General features: G+C 67.5%; 11 protein-coding genes. 3 read left to right on the forward strand and 8 right to left on the reverse strand.

The annotated features are described in order from the left end of the window. Positions 1 to 135: 135 nt before the first annotated feature. From ACWGR4_RS14045 to ACWGR4_RS14075, 7 genes are all read right to left on the reverse strand, one after another. The gene (locus ACWGR4_RS14045) at positions 136 to 417 is read right to left on the reverse strand and encodes an HU family DNA-binding protein (RefSeq protein WP_020553331.1); all 282 of its coding nucleotides are present in this window, start codon (positions 415 to 417) and stop codon (positions 136 to 138) included. Positions 418 to 652: 235 nt separating this feature from the next. Continuing rightward, complete coding sequence (locus ACWGR4_RS14050; RefSeq protein ID WP_078977039.1) at positions 653 to 2,059, reverse strand: NAD-dependent malic enzyme; 1,407 nt, start codon at positions 2,057 to 2,059, stop codon at positions 653 to 655. 353 nt (positions 2,060 to 2,412) lie between these two features. Beyond that, positions 2,413 to 4,689 (reverse strand): UvrD-helicase domain-containing protein, encoded by a 2,277-nt coding sequence (locus ACWGR4_RS14055; protein WP_452129987.1) that lies wholly within the window; start codon positions 4,687 to 4,689, stop codon positions 2,413 to 2,415. Then, positions 4,686 to 11,321: a DEAD/DEAH box helicase gene (locus ACWGR4_RS14060; RefSeq protein ID WP_452129988.1), complete on the reverse strand. Its 6,636-nt coding sequence runs from the start codon at positions 11,319 to 11,321 to the stop codon at positions 4,686 to 4,688. The genes ACWGR4_RS14055 and ACWGR4_RS14060 overlap by 4 nt, the downstream gene beginning before the upstream one ends. A gap of 230 nt (positions 11,322 to 11,551) precedes the next feature. After that, positions 11,552 to 13,621 (reverse strand): DUF262 domain-containing protein, encoded by a 2,070-nt coding sequence (locus ACWGR4_RS14065; protein WP_452129989.1) that lies wholly within the window; start codon positions 13,619 to 13,621, stop codon positions 11,552 to 11,554. A gap of 365 nt (positions 13,622 to 13,986) precedes the next feature. Beyond that, positions 13,987 to 14,736, reverse strand: coding sequence for a phosphotransferase (locus ACWGR4_RS14070; RefSeq protein WP_452129990.1), 750 nt, complete (start codon positions 14,734 to 14,736; stop codon positions 13,987 to 13,989). 191 nt (positions 14,737 to 14,927) lie between these two features. Further along, positions 14,928 to 15,521: a hypothetical protein gene (locus ACWGR4_RS14075; protein ID WP_452129991.1), complete on the reverse strand. Its 594-nt coding sequence runs from the start codon at positions 15,519 to 15,521 to the stop codon at positions 14,928 to 14,930. A 269-nt stretch (positions 15,522 to 15,790) separates the two neighbouring features. Between ACWGR4_RS14075 and ACWGR4_RS14080 the strand changes: the two genes are divergently transcribed. Beyond that, positions 15,791 to 15,997, forward strand: a complete 207-nt coding sequence (locus ACWGR4_RS14080; protein ID WP_452130004.1) for a DUF397 domain-containing protein — start codon at positions 15,791 to 15,793, stop codon at positions 15,995 to 15,997. Positions 15,998 to 16,400: 403 nt separating this feature from the next. Here ACWGR4_RS14080 and ACWGR4_RS14085 read toward each other — a convergent pair whose 3' ends face one another. After that, positions 16,401 to 16,856 carry an ATP-binding protein gene (locus ACWGR4_RS14085; RefSeq protein WP_452129992.1) on the reverse strand — a complete coding sequence of 152 codons (456 nt, stop codon included), beginning with the start codon at positions 16,854 to 16,856 and terminating at the stop codon, positions 16,401 to 16,403. 225 nt (positions 16,857 to 17,081) lie between these two features. On the opposite strand from ACWGR4_RS14085, the gene ACWGR4_RS14090 reads away from it, so the two are divergent. Beyond that, complete coding sequence (locus ACWGR4_RS14090) at positions 17,082 to 17,930, forward strand: helix-turn-helix domain-containing protein (RefSeq protein ID WP_452129993.1); 849 nt, start codon at positions 17,082 to 17,084, stop codon at positions 17,928 to 17,930. Next, positions 17,927 to 18,103 carry a DUF397 domain-containing protein gene (locus ACWGR4_RS14095; protein WP_452129994.1) on the forward strand — a complete coding sequence of 59 codons (177 nt, stop codon included), beginning with the start codon at positions 17,927 to 17,929 and terminating at the stop codon, positions 18,101 to 18,103. Before ACWGR4_RS14090 ends, ACWGR4_RS14095 begins: the two co-directional genes overlap by 4 nt. The last annotated feature ends 6 nt before the right edge of the window (positions 18,104 to 18,109 follow it).

The following is an 18,109-nucleotide window of genomic DNA, read 5'->3' on the forward strand; positions in this document are numbered from 1 at the left end:
CTCCCCCCCCGCGGCGGGGGCCTGCGGGGGCGGGGGGCGCGCGCGCCCGCCCGGCTGGCCCCCCCGCGGGCGGGCGGCCGCCCCCCCCGCGCGCGCCCCCCCCCCCTTCCGGTTTCCACCGGGGCTGCTACGGACTTACTTGCCCGAGGCCGCGGCCTTGAGCTTCGAGCCCGCCGAAACCTTGACGCCGTAGCCGGCGGGGATGTCGATCGGGTCGCCGGTCTGCGGGTTCCGCGCGGTGCGGGCGGCACGGTGGGTGCGCTCGAAGGTGAGGAAGCCCGGGATCGAGACCTTCTCGTCGCCCTTGGCGACGATCTCGCCGACCACGTCGGCGAGCGCGCTCAGTACGGCGTCCGCGTCCTTGCGGGTCACGTCGGCGCGCTCCGCGAGGGCGGCCACCAGCTCACTGCGGTTCATGTGTCACTCCCGTGTCTTGCTGACCTCCGCCGACGACCACGGAACGTGGTCGCAAACGTGGTTCAGTCCAACTCGCTGTTCTTGCCCCGGGGACGAATCCTGCACTCATCCATGCCCGGAAGCTAATCAAGGACACGCCAAATCACTGGGAAAGCCCCGTGATTTCGCGGTTCCGGCAGATTACGGGGCCGTTCGGGGGGCCCCGCAACCGGGATACGGACCGACAGTACGACGATCATCCCGCAGGGTTCTGACGCTCCGCCAACACCGCGTCCCGCACCGCCGCGGCGACCACCGAGGAGACCTCCGGGTGGAAAACGCTCGGGATGATGTAGTTCGGGTTCACTTCGTCGTCGGAGACCACCGACGCCAGCGCCCGCGCGGCCGCGAGCAGCATGTCGTCGCTGATGTGCCGGCTCTGCGCGTCCACCAGACCGCGGAAGACGCCCGGGAAGACCAGCACGTTGTTGATCTGGTTGGGGAAGTCGCTGCGCCCGGTGGCGACCACCGCGGCGTGCTCCAGGGCCGCCGCCGGGTCCACCTCGGGATCGGGGTTGGCCAGCGCGAACACGATCGAGTCGGCGGCCATCGCGGCGATGTCGGAGCCGTCGAGTACGTTCGGCGCCGACACGCCCACGAAGACGTCCGCGCCGACCACGGCCTCCTTGAGCGTGCCGGTCAGGCCCTGCTCGTTGGTGTGCTCGGCGATCCAGCGCAGGTCCGTACCCAGGTCCTCGCGCCCGGTGTGCACCACGCCGCGCACGTCCGCGACCACCACGTGGCCCGCGCCCGCGGAGAGGAGCAACTTGAGGATGGCGGTGCCGGCCGCGCCCGCGCCCGACATGACGATGCGCACGTCCTGGATCTTCTTGCCGACCACCCGCAGCGCGTTGGTGAGCGCCGCGAGCACCACGATCGCGGTGCCGTGCTGGTCGTCGTGGAAGACCGGGATGTCCAGCGTCTCGCGCAGCCGACGCTCGATCTCGAAGCAGCGCGGCGCGGAGATGTCCTCCAGGTTGATCCCGGCGAAGCCCGGCGCCATCACCTGCACGGCCCGGACGATCTCGTCCGGGTCCTGGGTGTCCAGGCAGATCGGCCACGCGTCGATCCCCGCGAAGCGCTTGAACAGGGCCGCCTTGCCCTCCATGACCGGCAGCGCGGCCTTGGGGCCGATGTTGCCCAGGCCGAGCACCGCGGAGCCGTCGGTGACCACCGCGACGGTGTTGCGCTTGATGGTCAGCCGGCGCGCGTCGTCGGGGTTCTCCGCGATGGCCAGGCACACCCGCGCCACGCCCGGGGTGTAAACCATCGAGAGGTCGTCGCGGTTGCGGATCGGGTGCTTGGACTGCATCTCGATCTTGCCGCCGAGGTGCATCAGGAAGGTGCGGTCCGAGACCTTGCCGAGGGTGACGCCCTCGATCTCGCGGATCGCCTCCACGAGCCGGTCGGCGTGATCGGTCGAGGTCGCGGCGATCGTGACGTCGATCCGCAGGCGCTCGTGGCCGGACGCGGTGACGTCGAGCGCGGTGATCGACCCCCCGGCGGATTCCACCGTGTTGGTGAGCCGACTGACCGACGGACCCCCTGCGGGGACCTCCAGTCGAGCCGTGATCGAGTACGAGGCGCTGGGCGCTGCGGGCATGAACTCTTTCTCCTCCGATCGCTGCGACGCCCGTCTCCGCCGAGGTCGCATCGCCCCCGATGGTCTCACTTCGTGGACATCGGCGTGCCGGCCGGGGCGACCGGGAGCCCGCCTTACCCGGACCCCCCGACCACGCAAACTGTGATCCTCGTCCTTCGCCGATCTCCCGGCGCCGGCGGGAGGGTCGGTTACGCTGGTGGACGACACCGGCTCGATCCAAGCCCCCGGGCCCAACCATTAGTCCCTACGAGGGACCACTTGCCGAGAGGCGAGCATTGGCGGGTCGGTGTCCTCGACGAAGAAGGCGGCGGCCCACAGGGGGCCGCCGCCTTCGTGCGGATCGGACCGACCGGTCAGGGTCTGGGCAGGAACGGGCTGCGCGCCCCATGCCACGAGACGGAAAGCGAATCCCGCGCTCGGGTCGCGGCAACGAACAACAACGAGCGGGCCTTGCGTCGCTCCCGGCCATACCGCGCCGGGTCCTGTGTACGAAATCGCTCGATCGAGGCCCTGGGGACAATGCCGTCCGCGGCGGCCACGACGGCGAGTTTCTGATACTCCAGCCCCTTGAAACGGTGCATGGTGCCCACGTGTACCTTCCCGTCGCCCCTGGGACCTTCCTTCGTCAGTTCGGCGCAGGTGATGCCGGTCTTGGCGGTGAGGTGGTGCATCACCTCGTCAACCTTGTCTCGTTCTGCGACACACACCGCGATCAGACCACGCGGGTCTCGCGAAGTACCATGCTCGTCGGTCGCCAACTCGTTCCACCATGTCTCGATCGTGACCGCGAGCCCGTCGAGTTCGTCTCGCCAGGTGGCGAAGGCGGACCATGCGGGAGGCGGACCGTGCAGCACCGACCGGTATCCGGCGAGCGTGTCGTTGCCATCATCGAGGTCGTCGAACGTCTCCCCCGACATCATGGTGAGCGCGGAGGCCAGGATCTCCTTCGTCGTGCGGTAGCTGAGCGTCAGGCGCGAGGCACGGCCCCTGATGTTCACGCCGAGGGCCCCGAGCGCGACCTGGTTGTCGTAGATCCGCTGATGCGTGTCGCCGGCGATGAACATGTCATTGACACCGGGTTCGACCATCGCTCGCAACATCTTCCAGTGTGCTGGGCGTAGATCCTGGGCTTCGTCGACCACGATGTGTTTGTATCGATAATCCCTGTATCTTGCCCCGGAGTCCCCTTCTGCCCGGATCGGCTCCCCGCCGGCGGTCGCCCCGTCCGCACGTCGCGTGGCGATGCGCGCGGCCCGATCGATTTCCGTGCGGGCCGCCCGGTCGGCGGCTTGGGCCCAAGTCTCTATTCCCAATTTGTCCAGTCGGGCGGAAAACTGCTCGACCAGGTTCCAGACCACCGCTCGCTCGGGACGAGTCAGCGGACGGCCCCGTCCCGAGCGTCTGGCCTTGAAGTACTGCGCTCTGCTCGACAGGGATTGGCCCAAGATCACCTGAACCCACTCGTCGATGAGGAAGTCGGGCTCCCACGACCTCTCGTCGAGTTCGAACAGCATGTCGCGCAGTTCGCGGGCAGCCACCTTGTCGTCGACTCGGTTGCGGCTGCGTCCCGGCGTGGCGTTCTCTCCCACCACCCGCGTCGCGAGTTGGTCGACGTGCACGATATCGACGAGTGCGAGTCGGGTCGGGTCGATGAGTGACGCCAGTCGGGCTCGAAGGTCGGTGGCCAAATTCTTGGTGAAGGTGGTGAGCAGGATGGCCTTGCCGGAGTCCTCCGGAAGCCGGTCGGCGAGATACTTGACGCGATGCAGAGCCACGATCGTTTTGCCGGTCCCCGGACCTCCACTGACCCGGGCAGGACCGGAGTAGTCGCGGTGCACCAGGCGGCGCTGAGTCGGGTGGAGGAATACCTTCCAGGCCCGGAAGTCTCCCTCGTCGAGTACGGCCTGTAGGGCCGCGTCCACGGTGGTGACCGTGGTGCGGGCGAGAGCTGCGGCGAAGTCCTCGGTGTCCACCGGGGATTCCGTCGCGTACTTCTCGGTGATCTCGCTCCGGACCTGATCGATGTCGAGACCGGCCGCCAGTCCGTACAGGACATCCTTCGACAACAGCGGGACGGCGGCCACCAACAGGTCGAGTTCGGCGCTGTCGGTAACCGTGAGGGCGAGCGGGATCAGCGACTCGGCCACGCCGAGTTCACGCAGTTCGTTCGGCGTGTACGCCTCCAGCAAGGGCGGCCCCGCAGTGGAAGGCGGCGTGGGCACGGGCGCCGGCGTGTCCGCGTCTTCGGCCTTGGTGAGCGCGATCCCCGCGCGATGGAGCGCGCTTTGGCCGACTACGGACAAATCGACGAATTCGAGTTCTCCGTTGACCCGGTTGACCGCCACGGACAGCTGTTCGTACACGTCTTTACGGTGACGCACCGCAATCACGAGCCAACTCTCCTCGCCACTCGCCGAGACTCCGGCGCGGGTGAGCAGGGCACGGTACGAGAGGTTGACGCGCGCGGAATAGACGCCGGATCCGCCCTTGAGCTTTTGCAGATGCAGCCCGGGTTGGCGCGGATTCTCCCGGAACTCGTGGCTGAAGTTGTAGAAGTCGGCCTTGACCGACCGTTCGAGGCGGTACAACTCCTGTTCGGCCTTTTGGTACAGGCTCAGCCGGGCGGTCATCGAGAAGCGCCTTTCGCGTCGTCGGACGAGTCGCCGAGCTGGGCGACGAGTGAATCGAGATGGTCGGCCCATTCCGGGGCCGTGCGCACCGACCATCGAGCCTGCACGAAGGCCGCGTTACGGCGGTGTGCCTCGTCGTCGTCCGCGTGGCGCGCGCACAGCAGCACCGCGATGCGCCGGTCCGGCCAGGCCAACTCGGCCTGCCAGCCGTTCTCGTCGAGTTCGTGCCCGGCGATCGGCGCGGGCAGGCCCCGGGCCGCCATCTCTTCCGCAAGTGCGAGAAGGCCCGGTTCCTCTTCGTCCAGGTACGGCAGGACCTCGGTATCCCAGCGAGCGTCTCGGGCGAGCACGTCGGCCAAGCCGCGCTCCACCGGCGAGACCGCGACCGGCGGGACCGCTCCGATCAGACTGTCGAGTTCACCGGCGCCGCCGCACACCGCGAGGGTCTCGACGGGATAGTCGGCGATCTGCCCGGCCGTCAGTTGCACACCATCGCCACCGGCGCGGGACAGGAATTGGATCAGATTGCACCAGCTCAGCCACGACCGCCAGGCGGCCCGATGCGCGGGTGTGCCGAGCGCCTCCGGGTCGTCGTCCAGTATCGCGAGCGCCGTCCAGCGGAGGTCTTGTTGGTCGTGCGCGTCCAAGGCGATCACCAACGGAAGCCCATGGTCGTCCCGCCCGGAGAAGACCATGACCGGACCCGCGCCCTGGCCCGAGCCGTCGACCCGCTGCCCGAGCAACGTCCTCCGCAGCGCCGCCACCAATTCGACCCGATTGTCGGTCGCGACGACCCGGGTCACGCCGTGGGCGGCCAGCAGTCCGGTGACCAACGCACGAGCACGCCGCGCCCACTCCGCTGGATCGGGACTCCGCAAATAGGCGAGCAAGGTCACGATGGGATTCGCGAACACCACCTCGGCGAGCCGGGAACGGTCGCCGCCGTACTGCTCGTAGGCATTCTTCGCCTGCTCCTGGGCACCGTTGGCGTACGCCGGCCACACCGGCACGGCGCGGCTGCCCTTGCGGCCCTCGAACAGATCCAGGTCGTCCCAGGTGATCTGGAACACCGCGTGATTCTCGGCGCGCAGTCGGGTGCGTTTGGCAGCGTCACCCGCGAGCGCGTTGTGTTCGCGGGTCGCGTGGTAGCGATGACCGTCGAGGTAGACCTTGACGCTCTGCGCCGGACCGTCGACGCGGACGAAGGTGAAGTCGGTGATGGTGCCTTCGAGTCGCTCCTGAGCCTGCAAGCGCCAATGGACCACGCCCTGTCCGGTGTTGATCCGCAGATGGCCGCTGTGTCGCCCCTCCTCGTCGAGCACGGCGTCGTCACTGCGTCGGGTCCACTCGCGCAGTGCCACCAGGAAGCGCGCTTCCAAGTCGGAGGCGACCTGCCGGTCCAGTCCGATCCGGCCGGTATCGGTGATCTCCTCGACCTGCCACCCCTCGGTGCCGTCCGGCTCGAAGAGGAGACTGTCGATCAGGTCGAGCGCGTCGCTGCGGGAGACCACGTCCTGGAAGCGTTCCGAGGTATAGCGCAGCAGGCAGCGGTGGCACGCGGGCCGCCCCTCGCCCACACACGGGCAGTCCAGGAGCGCCGTCCGCGCGTCTTCGAGCGTCGCGCGAAACGCGGTCGGGTCGGTGAGTCGGTGGAGATACCCGGTGCCGCCGGACAGCGTGTCGAACAGGACCAGGAAGGAGCGTCGCTCATCGGTCGCCTGGTCCGGCATGTAGGCGATCGTGGTGTCCAGATGTGCCGGATCACCACCGAAGTGGCGATCCACGCCCAGCCGCAGGGCGGCACGGAACGAGTGCACCTTCTCGTCCACCAGGACGGTCGCCGCCGGCAACAGCACCCGGATGGCCTCCGTCTCCAACTCGTGAGCGAGCAGGATGGGAATCTGCTCGGCCTCACCCGTGCGACCGCGACGCAGCGGACACCACGGCCGATGATGCTTGAGCCGAGGATCCCGACCGACCGATGAGGTCAGCGCGTCGGCGTCGTGGTCGAAGACCGGCTTGCCGTCCGCGGTCGCCGCGCCGCACCCCGTGCACGCGTGGAATGGGTTGAGCCGCACGGTGTGCCCGGCGAAATCGTCGGAGGCGGGAATGTCGAAGCGGGCCGGCCCCAGGTTGACGGTACGAATGGTCGCGCGACGGCTGAAGTCGATCCCGAAGACCTGCCGGGTGTGCCGCCACGCCGCCTCGATGCTGTCGACGGGGATGTCCACCGCCGTCTGCACCTCGTAGAACCGCCGTTCGCGCTCATCTCGATCGTCTCGGATCACCGCGTCTTCGCGCTTGTCCCGCGAGGTCACCCTGGCCGGCTGGACCACCCGGAAGAGGCACGATCCGTCGTCGGCGATCCGGGAGGTATCGCACCGCGGGCACGACGAGCGGTCGGTGACGGCGTGGTCGGTGCGCACGTAACCGCACCCGGGGCAGATCCGCCACATCTGCCAACCGGGTCGCTCGGTCGTGCCGATCTCCACACCGGAGATCTCGTGCCGGTAGCCGCGCACATAGAACGTGTTCCCAGGGGCGAACTCGGAGATGGCGAAGCGCCGGGAACGCTCGTACTCGCGCAGTTCCCCATCGAAGACAGTCTTGCCGGCCTCGTCCGTGCCGGCTTCCCAGTACAGCGTCGCGTCCAGCGCGGTGCGTGCGTCGATCAGCGCGTAGTTGGGCAGGAGGCCGAGTTCGGCGAGCGCACCCGGCGCGTCGGTGTCGCCGATGTCCTTCATCCGCCTGCCGGTGGCACGTCGTTCACCGGCCAACTCGGCCTTCTGCCGGGCCTGGTCGGGATCGGAGTCGAGCAGGTCGGCGCTCGCCGCGTCGATCGCCTTCAACCGGTCGCGCAACACGTCGAGCCTTGCGTACCACTCTCGCTCGGCCTCCTCCAGCGCGCTGCGCAGGCCGGCGGTGGCATACGCGCGCAGGGCCATCGCGGCCTGCTCGTCGACGCCGGTGGGAAAGAGCGCGAGGAATCCCTCGACCAACTCCGCCCCCCGTGCCATGACGACCTCGATCAGGTCACGCAGGTAGGCGGACGGACCGAAGAACACGGGTGCCTTGTTCGGCATCGGCCGCAGCACCCGATCCCCCAGCGCCAGCCGTCCACTCGCGGCCAGGTCGAGCAGGTGTGCGAAGTATTGCCTGCGCAGCAGTTCGATCGCGGACAGGTGGCTGCCGGGCGGCACGATCCGGCCGGCGATCATCTCCTTGGTCTGGTCGAGGAAGTACAGATCCCGCCGGGATCGGGCCGGGATGGTCAGCAGGAACGCGTTCCCGGTCCGCCGACCCGCCCGGCCGACCCGCTGCGCGTAGTTCGCCGGTGTCCGCGGCAGCGACGCGAGCACGACGGCGGACAAGTCTCCGATGTCGATGCCCAGTTCGAGGGTGGGCGTGCAGGACAGCACGTTCGGGTCGTTGAATCCGGTTCCGTCCCGGAAAGCGGCCTCGACGCGTTCGCGCTCCGGCCGGTCCAGCATGCCGGTGTGTTCCGCGGTGACGACCTGATAGGTGCCGGCTTCGCGATACAGAAGGCGGTAATAGTCGTCCCGATAGTCCCGGTCGCGCTGGTGCACGTCGAGTTCGTCCACCCGGTCACCGGCCACGAGCCGACCCGTTTCGCAGCGATAGGACGGGCATCTTTGTCCGTGCCACTGGTCGAGCAGACTCGGATGTACGGTCTGCTCCCAAAAACACACCGCGCAGCGCACATAGGCGATGTTGACGTCGTCGTCCGAGAGTAGGCGCGCGCTGATGTCCCCGGGATAGAGGCCGTGGATGCGGGTCGCGTTGTCCTTCGCGGTACGCACGGACAGCAAGCGGCCCTCTGCCAGGGCGGGCAGTAGCCCGGCCCAGAACTGGGCGGCCTGTTCACGCGTCAGGTCCAGACAGCGCTGTGCCCAGCGTTCGTACCAGGACAGGCGGCCGACCGCGTTGTCGAACTCGCTGCGATCCTTGGACCGGTCGAGCAGGAAGGTCGGCGCCGAGACGCCGTGCGGAAACGCCTGCATCCCGGGCGGGCGCTTGCCCCAGATGGAATAGCGACTGGTACCCGCGTCGGCGAGGTAGTTCTCCAACCAGTGGTGCTTGATTCCCCCGCGAGAGCGCAACCGCTCCAGCAGAATGCGCAAAAACCCCAGGTAGCGCGCGTCGCCGGGGTCGACCGGCTCCACCCCGGGCAGGTCGTGATGCACGGCACGGACGAGGCCGACCGCACCGACCGGGTCGGCGATGTGCACATGGGCGGCGGCGGTACGGGTCAGCTCCAGGGTACGACCACGCCGAGCGCGCAGCCCAAACTCCATCAGCGTCGCGAACGCGAGCCGCTCGCCGATCAAATCCCACGTCGCTTCGCGGCTGCTCTTGCCGATCCGACCCCCTTCCCGGGACAGCAGGCGTTTGACGCCCGGGATGTCGTGCAGGTCGGGTGGCACAACCGCCACCAACGTTTCGGGGTCGACGGTCGCCGAGACCACGTCCGCGATCAAGTCGTTCAGAGGGGTCGGCCGCCCCTCTTCGAGGTGATCGGCGAGCAGTGCGCGCAGCGAGAACGTGTACGAACGGTTCGCCACGAAGCCCGCCCGGTGCGCGGCGTCCTGCACCGAGTCGTTGAACATCAAGGTCTTGCGCTCACCGAGCTTCTTGTCCAACTCGCGGCCCGTGAACAATTGGGTGATGGACGCGGCGGCAAGCGCCGCCGAGCCGGTACCGAGGTAGCGGATCGCGTTGCGCTCCCCACATGCCGGGCACCAGTCCTCCTTGGCCGCCGTGTTGGCCGTGTCGGAGAGATTGACCAGCACGAACGCGCAATCGTGCGCGGTGAGTACGGGCTGCCCGGTCTGCGGGTCGTAGTCGCCGGCGACCGGAAAGCGCAGCTTGCCGCGCATGCCGTCGAGCACCATGAGCACACTGCCGCCCTGGGCCTTGCCGACCGCGTTGCGCAGCGGCCCCTGCCCCGCCCCCAGTGCCGCCTCGCCATCGGTGGCCGCGATCAGGTTGCGGACCCGGAGCTTGTCCAAGCCGGTCGAGGCTCGCCAGATCTTCGACGCGTCGAACTCGATGTCCTGGTCATCGCTCTCGGGTGAGAAGACCGCCCAGCCGGAGCGCCCGCAGTCCCGGCAGTAGATGGCGGGCAGGAACACGTTGGCTTGCTGCCCGGCGGTCGCGGTCGTCACCGGCGCGGCGCTCGTCGTTCCCGGGTGCGCCGGATCGGAGTCCCACCGAAACTCGGCCTTGGGCCACGGCAGGATCCCGCGCCGGATCCGGGAAACCGAGCGCGCCCACTGATGCACCTCGATGTGTACGAACGGCCGCGGCTCCTCGGGCGTGGAGTCCGGGTCGCGCGCGATGGACAGCAACGCGATGAAGCGCGCGAGCGCGTCGGCGGCTTGGCGGGGCTGGTGGGTGATCGCCTGTCCCCACGAGTACGCGCCGGCCCGCCACAGGATGTCCAGCACCTCGGCGGGCGTCTTGATCCCGTCGCTGAGCGAGGACATCACCGCGCTGGTCAGCATGTGCCGCTTGAGCACCGCCCCGAGCGCGTGCGGGCGAGTGGCCAGACTCGGGTCCCCGGTGACCTCACCGACCAGCTTCGCCAACGACTGCTCGTCCCGGGCCGGATCGGGCAGCCCGGCAAGCTGCGCGGGGGCGGGCAACGGCAGGGTGGCGTCCAGGTTTTCGCCGGGGATGAACTCCTCGACCGTGAGTCGGTTCTCACCCACGACGGCGTCGGCGGTGAACTCGGTACCGAAGATTTCCGTGGCGACCGCGAGCAGGTCCCGGGTCGCGTCGCCGTCGCCGCCCGAGGCCAGCGTGGCCGAGGTCGCGACGGGGCAGATCGGGCCGAGCGGCCGGCCCGGCTCGGAGACTCCGAGTGCGGCGGCCATCCGACGAAGCAGCATCGCGACATCGGTGCCCTGAGCGCCGTCGTAGGTGTGGAACTCGTCCACCACCACGTAGCGCACGTCGGCCCCGAGCCACAGTGGGGCGTCGTCGCCGCGCTGGAGCAACAGGTCCAGCATCTTGTAGTTGGTGATCAGGATGTCCGGCGGCACCCGGCGCATGTCCTCGCGCTTGGTCGCCACCCGGCGGTAGGCCTTCCCGGGAGTATCTCCGATGTACAGTCCGGCGGTCACGGCGTCCAGCGCGGACCCCGGCACGAGATAGCGCTCGTCGAGCCGGTTCGCCTGGTCGGTGGCGAGCGCGTTCATCGGATAGAGCAGGACGGCCTTGATCCCGTGTCCGCCGGCCGCCTTGGCACGTCGACAGTGGTCGAGGACCGGGAGCAGGAACGATTCGGTCTTACCGGACCCGGTTCCGGTGGTTACGAGCGTGGGCTGCGGGGTGTGCTTGAAGGAGGTCAGGCGCTCGAACGCCACCGCCTGGTGGGCGTAGGGCGCGAAGTTCTCGGGTGCCCACTCCAGACTCGCCCGCCAGGTGTCGGGTGCTTGGGTGAACGGCGTGCGGATGCGCATGAAGGGCCCGCGGAACATGCCCGTCGTGTCGTCGCCGAGGAACGCTTCGAGCGCCTGCCGAGCACCCTCGTCGGTGAGCGCGTACGTCGTGGACAGGTACTGAAGGAGGCTCGCCTTGAGCGCGGGCGCTTCGAGGGTGGGCCGCACGTCGCGATATCGCCTCTCGGTGGTGGAGCGCCACCGGACCCACAGGTCCGGTGGCAGCCCGTTGTTGTCACTGCCGCAGCCCAGTCTTCCGCGATCCCCGGCCGCGATCACAGGTTTTACGGCTCTGTGTCGGCCCGGACCACGACAACGGGTTGTCCGTTGCCCGAAAGGTTCGTTTCACGGCCACGCACGACGGCCTTGCCCTGTCCCGCCGAAGGACCCTATGCCGTTCAGCGAACCTTACGAGCAGACAACGGATTGTTGTCGCGGAGCGTGCGTATGCCGGGAAGGTCTTGACCTCGCAGCCTGTTGGTGACAGCGCCCTTGCTGATCTCGCCGCCGTCATATTGGCTGCTGCGGAAAGCGGCGATCTCCGCGACCGTGAGGGTGGCCCCGACCGGTAGAGCGTCGAAGGCTTCCTGAATATGCAGACCGACGTCGCGGCGCGATCCGCCCTGCCCCGCTGTCGAGAGGGCACTCCCGGTGGTCTGCGACGGGCGCGCCGGCGCGGGAGTCATGGCGAACGTCGGAGCAACCCCGCCGGCGGCCCGCGGCCAGTGGCCACAGAACACCTCGGCCAGGTACTCCGCTCGGACGACGATGGCGGCTTCGTCCCACTGCTCGGGCAGCGTTCGATTGAGGCACAACGCACTGTGCTTCAGAATCTCGTGACGCTTGTGAACCCAAGGACCGTTCGAGACGGAAAGGTTGAGCTTGTCCGTCAGCAGAGTCAGATTGCCCACGGTATGGAGAAGGGATTCCCGGTACTCACGGCTCTCTTCGTCATTCACGACGAGAGGCCAGCTGTCCTTCCACGCCTGCGGAAGCAGGTGCTCGATGGTCAACTTCCCGTTGAACACGGTCCGTTCGGTCTTACCGCCGTACAGCGCGTCTTCCAGCCCGGCGAGAATCAGCCGCAGACGCGCCCGGGTGACCTGCTTGTACAGCGGTTGGGTACGAAAGACATGCACGACATCCTCGTCCCGAGGCCAGAATCCGGAATCCGAGTCCTGCCGCAGGAGGAAGTCCTCGACAACCGTCGGGTCGTCCTTTGCCTTGAGTTCCTTGAGCAGATCCAGGAAAAGTCGATTGTAGTTCTTCGTCGTCTGCCGACAAACGGTGCGTCGCACGAGGAAGGAATCCAAGGCGGCCACGGCCCCCGCGCGCTGCCCCTCGTCGAAGCGGGTCACCAGCCACAGAAGCAGGGGAATGACGGTGTTGACGTCCAGGCTGCCGATGTTGGTCAGGAATCGGCCTTCGGCAGAGGCCGGATGGGTGTCGGCGGTGAGCCGGTCGTAAACGCCGGCTCGCGACACCACGTGTCGCATCAGGGAGTCGAGGGGGATTCCGGACTCTTCGACATACGTACGGAAGGTGAGGAACAGCTCCGGACCCGGCACCTCGTCGGCGAGCTCGCACGTGAGGTACTGGTTGAGAAAGGCGTCCAGCCGGGGCCGCATGAGTCGACCTTGGCGCACTTCCCGACGCCAGTCGGGTGTTTCCAGCCGAGCCCAGGTTTCCTCGTGAAGTTTTTCCACGGGGAGGCACTGTTCTTCGGCGCGTTGGAAGATCAAGTTCTTCACCAGATCGGAGGCTTGCAGCGGAGTACCGCGATCGTTCAAAGCCTCGAAGATGACCTGGGCGTTGTCCTCCGGCGTGAGGTCGATGACAACGACCTCGAAACTCTCCCTTAGCACGTGTACCAGCGCCGCGAAGCCCGCCTCCAAGCGATTCTCACCCAGGGAGGCCGCCCATTCCGTGGTCCGATCGTGAAAGAAGCGGTACGCCTGCCCGATCACGGGGCCGCTCGCGACCGTGGCCAGGGTTGCGTCGACCTTGCCTCGCGCGCGGCCGTTCATGACGGCCTGGAAGGCATCTCGGTCGGTGTTGGTGGGCCACACCTTGTAGACCGCATACGGATCGTCGCTCAGTTCGTCTTCGTTGACCGTGAGTTTGGTCAACGCCCGGCTGAATTTGCCGTCGACACCCAGTTCGCCGGCAACGTCGCGGACGGCGGCCAGCAGGATCTGAAGGGTCGTCAGGCGCTGCTGCCCGTCGATGACCAAGCGGGCCGGCACCGAGCTGGTGGACGTCGATACCTGATCCAGCACGACCGCGCCGAGGAAGTGGGGGTGGACGTCGACGCCGCCGAGTTTGCGGTGCAGCAACGCCTCGACGTCCTCCCACAGCGGACGCCAGTTCCTGTCCGCCGCCCATACGTAAGGCCGCTGGAAAACCGGCACGACCAGGCGCACGTCCGGGCCGAACAACTGACGTAACGTCTTCGGATGCGCTTCCATCGCGTGCCGCTCCCATGTTCTCGTACGCCATGTCCTCTACCGAGTCCGGCGTCGCCTCGGGGTGGCGTACGCCTGGCCGCCCCGCGTTGCGCAGCAGAACTCTCCTCGGCCGATCCAACCACGAGGCCGGTATCACAGGGGACCGGAAGCCGGGATCGCAGCCACCCGAGGGAGTGGGCGGCGGCGGGTCGGTGCTGCCGTAGGCCCGAAGCGGTTCGACCGGGCCGTGGGCGGCTTGACCCGCGCTGACGGGTCCGCCGCGGATGACGGTGACCAGGGGAAGTGGGTCGCGTGTCTCCGGCGCAACCATCTTCGATCGGGCCGGCCGCGAGGACGGCCGAGTTCGGGAGAAATCACGCTCCCGGCTACCGCTGCTGGGATTCATCACCGCCGAGCAACCGCAACAGGTGTGGTGCGTCGGCTTGGAGCCGCTCGGCGAGCCATGCCGCTTCGTCTCGGCGTCGGCCGGCTCGGACATCGACGAGCCGGCGCAGATACAGATGCGGCAACAAGGCGTCCAATGCCTCGCGGTCGACACCATCGTGCCCGTATCCCTCCAGCAAGGGGCTCATGTGCGCTCCCCGGGGGAGATCGACTGCCAGACACCAGGCGAGGTCCAGCATCGCCGGCGCGACGTGCACCGCCCCCGGGTCGAGAAGCGCGACGAGCTTGTCACCGTCGTACAACGTGTTGTGACCCACGGCGACGTCACCGTGTACCGCGCTCATGGACCGGCCCATGCATGCGTCGGCGAGCAACGCGGACGCCTCGGCGTAGGCATCCGGGTGTCGCGTGCGGAACGAGCCCAACAGCACGCCCAGTCCACCCGGGTCGTCCAGGCGGAGACCGTGGTGGCTCGCTTGTTCATGCCAGGAGCGCAGGACGGTGCCGAGGGCGCGAAGCCGACTCGGGTTCGGCTCCCCCACCTCTTCGCCACGGACGCGCCGCATGACGATCCACCAACGCGGTCCCGATGAGGTGCGGACCTGTCCGGCGTCGAGCAGTTCGGGCGCGGGCAGACCGAGATCCGTCCGCAGCGTCTCGAACCACAGCACACTGCTCAGGCGCTCGTGTTCCCGGTGCTGCGCCTTGGCCAAGGTATGGCGGCCCACCACGACCCCGGTGGTCGGAACAGTCCCCGGCTCGACGGGCCGACTGTCATAGTGCGCGCTGTGCGTCGCCGCAGCGCGAGCGAGATCGATCTCCTCACCCGGAACCGCGGACGTCGAGATATGACCGCGTCGGTCCCCGATGTCGAGCGTCCCGCATCGGTCACGTGCCGAGGGTCTTTCGGGTCGCATCGCGCTCATCCTGTACCGGTCGCTCGGTCGAGAACCCCACGCCATCGGACCTTGGCGTCGGCAGCGTCCAACCAGCCGACCCGATCAAAATCAGCCGCTTCCGGGAGGTTCGCCCACAAGGACGCCACCGCCGCCCAGGACGGCGGCCCGAGCGGCTGCCCTCGGTGGACCGCGTCAACCAAGCGTCTGGCCCCCTCGCACGCCTGGACATCCCGACCGGTCGCGATGCCGACCAGGATCTCGACGGGCTCGACCGGCAGTAGTTCGTAGGTCGCCCCGGCTGCCTCGAATCCCGCGCGAGCACGGGCCACCAGCACCGCTGCGGCCGTCGGATCGCCGAGGAACGCGCGCGAGAGTCCCTCCGCCATGTCGCACTGCGCGAGACCGACGTGTTCCTCCAGTGATTGGTTGAGTTGCCGGGCGTGCGGCAACGCACGGGCGGCCCGATCGGGGTCGTACCACACGCACGCCAGCGCCAGATGCCGTGCGGCGCGCGCCGCCCACAAGGGCGCGCCGAGACGATGCGCGTGGTCGTACGCCTCTTGGAAGACCCTCGCGGCGTCCTCGAATCGACCGTTGTGCAGACATACGTGCCCCATGAGACGACCCGGCGGGATGGGATCGAGACCGGACCCGGCGAAACCATTCGACTCCGGAATCGGACCGGTCATGCGTGGCTCTCGCGATCAGGGGCGCCGGATGCCCGGGGTATGTCTCGTCCGGTCTGACCGGTGATGTCCCGGGGCCATCGGAGTTCCGCTCGTCGTCCGGTCGCTCTACCATGCCGGTCCCGCGCGGCGTACCGTCGTTTTCAAAGGCGCGACCACGGCCGAACCGACGCTCGGAGGGATGGCACATGGGCAACGCCATGGCTTGGCGCACGTCGACCTACTCGGGGAACTGGAACGCCGATTGCGTTGCGATCACCCCTACGTCTGCGGGCGTGGGAGTACGCGACTCCAAACTCGCGCGCGGCCCGATCCTGCGATTCGGGCCGAACCAGTGGACCGAATTCCTCGCCGCTCCCTCCCGGGAGCGTCGGCGGACCGGCGTATCCTCCAACGCGCTTCACTGATCACCGGGAAACAGTCCGGGCCGCGCGCTGCTCGCGGGCCGGAGCCATGGCAGCGGCGGGTTGCCGGTCCTGTGGGGGTCGGGTTCGGTGTCGTCTGTTGTACACCGCGAATCTCGATGCCGGGCGGGTCCCGATGTAGGGGCTCGGGCTCGCGCGACACGGGCCGTGCGGGGAACTCGGCTTCGACGGAGGGGACTGTGCGTGCGATGGATACGGCCGGGTCGCCGCCGGCGGCGACCTCGGGTCCGGCCGGACCCACTGCGGATGTGTGATGGCCTCCCGGCCGGTCGGCACTGCGGGATCGGGACGGGCGGCGGCCGTGTCCTTCCGTGGGTGACGGTGAACGCGCGGCACGCTCCCTCGGGGCGCCGTGTGTTTGCTTGAACTGAGGTTTGTTCGTTGTTCAGTTGAGGTCGAGCAGGAACCAGACGCGCTTGCCGATACCGAAGGGGATCGCTCCACAGTCGGCGGCGAGCGCGCGAAGAAGCGGCAGACCGTATCCGCTCTCCGCGTCGTCCGGCGGGAGGTCGGCGTGGTCAGGGACGACCACCACCGATCGGCCGGTGTCGTCCACGGCCACCACCAGCTTGTTGGTCGCGATGTCGCGGAAGAGGGCAACGCGCACATTGGTATCCGGCGCGTGCCGAACGCAGTTGGCGAACAGTTCACCGGTGAGCAGCCGCACGGTGTCGGCGGCGTGCTCACAGGCTCCGGCCTGTCCGGCCGCGTCCCTCGTGAGGTCGCGCACGGACTTGGCGTAGATGCCCGAGGCCGCGCATTCCACGGCGATCACGGGCCGGTAGCCCTGGCCAGCGGTTGGCCGGGTCAGGGGGTCGAAGGGGGTTGGTGCTGCGGACATGTCCTCTCCCAGGGGTTGGTGGGCAGGTGGCACATGTCGCTGCGCGCAGCGGTGGTCCGGCCATCCAGCAGGGCCGCGATCCACATCATGCGCGAAACGGAACGTTCCATGGAACCAGTCCTGGAACGTTCCACTCGATCGAGTGAATACAGATGACCTGGGCTGATATTCCTTCGTGGTTCCACAAGGATGCATGGCGTGTCCGCATCACCCAGGAGACAGCGCATGTCTGCAACCCCTACGTACGCACGTCGGCGAATCGGCAATGAATTGCGAAGGCTGCGACAGCAACAGGGCCTGAGCCTGGACGTCGTGAGCGATTCGCTCGATTGGAACAAATCCAAACTCAGTCGTATTGAAACTGCGAAGATGCCGATCTCACGGGATGATCTGCATCTACTCTCATCTATGTACGGCATCGATAAGGAATCATTGGCTCGCATGGAAGATTGGATCGGCCAGGACACCCGTGGTCGCCGATGGTGGAACGAATACACAGACCTGATCACATCGGCCTACGAAGAATTCATCTCCCTTGAGGCGCATGCCGTCGGGATCTCCACCGCCCACTCCAGCCTGGTCCCTGGGCTACTCCAATCCGAGAGCTACGCGCGGGCCGTGATCACCTGCGGGCCCTTCGTCCCAGATCCAGACACTGCCGATGCACTCACCGAGATCAGGATGAAGCGCCAAGAGATGGTCGTCTCGCGCGCCGATGTTCGAGTGTCAGCGGTGATCACGGAATCCGTATTGCACAACGAGTTCGGTGGACGCGAGATCATGAAGGAGCAGCTGAGGCACTTGCTCGACATGATCCAATCGGACAACGTCGAGCTGCGCCTGATTCGACACACGTCCATGCGGGGCGTGCTCGTCGGCGCCTTCACCATCTTGACCTTCCCTGACCTGCGGGACCCGAATATGGTGTTCATCGAGTACCAGGGAGGGATCGCTTCCAGAGACACTGACCGGGACGTCAAACGATACCGTCGGTACCTCGATCACCTGAGAACAACCGCAACGACGCCAAGCGAGACCCGCGAGTTCATTGCACAAAGATTGGATGATGCATGATCATCATAGATTGGCATAAATCTACATATTCAGGACATGACACCGACTGTATAGAAGTTGCGTCACTCAAGGGAGCAATAGCTATTCGCGATAGCAAGAGGTGTGACTATGGGCAAATCGCCGTGACTCCGGCAGCTTGGTTCGCATTGAAAGAAGCCGTGAGGCACATCTGATCCTCC

It is taken from the genome of Embleya sp. NPDC055664, from assembly GCF_053618075.1.

Bases quoted from the DNA above. Each gene is read 5' to 3' on its own strand.
- ACWGR4_RS14045 (WP_020553331.1), bottom strand. From the start codon at position 417: ATGAACCGCAGTGAGCTGGTGGCCGCCCTCGCGGAGCGCGCCGACGTG.
- ACWGR4_RS14050 (WP_078977039.1), bottom strand. From the start codon at position 2,059: ATGCCCGCAGCGCCCAGCGCCTCGTACTCGATCACGGCTCGACTGGAG.
- ACWGR4_RS14055 (WP_452129987.1), bottom strand. From the start codon at position 4,689: ATGACCGCCCGGCTGAGCCTGTACCAAAAGGCCGAACAGGAGTTGTAC.
- ACWGR4_RS14065 (WP_452129989.1), bottom strand. From the start codon at position 13,621: ATGGAAGCGCATCCGAAGACGTTACGTCAGTTGTTCGGCCCGGACGTG.
- ACWGR4_RS14075 (WP_452129991.1), bottom strand. From the start codon at position 15,521: ATGGGGCACGTATGTCTGCACAACGGTCGATTCGAGGACGCCGCGAGG.
- ACWGR4_RS14080 (WP_452130004.1), top strand. From the start codon at position 15,791: ATGGCTTGGCGCACGTCGACCTACTCGGGGAACTGGAACGCCGATTGC.
- ACWGR4_RS14085 (WP_452129992.1), bottom strand. From the start codon at position 16,856: ATGTCCGCAGCACCAACCCCCTTCGACCCCCTGACCCGGCCAACCGCT.
- ACWGR4_RS14090 (WP_452129993.1), top strand. From the start codon at position 17,082: ATGTCTGCAACCCCTACGTACGCACGTCGGCGAATCGGCAATGAATTG.
- ACWGR4_RS14095 (WP_452129994.1), top strand. From the start codon at position 17,927: ATGATCATCATAGATTGGCATAAATCTACATATTCAGGACATGACACC.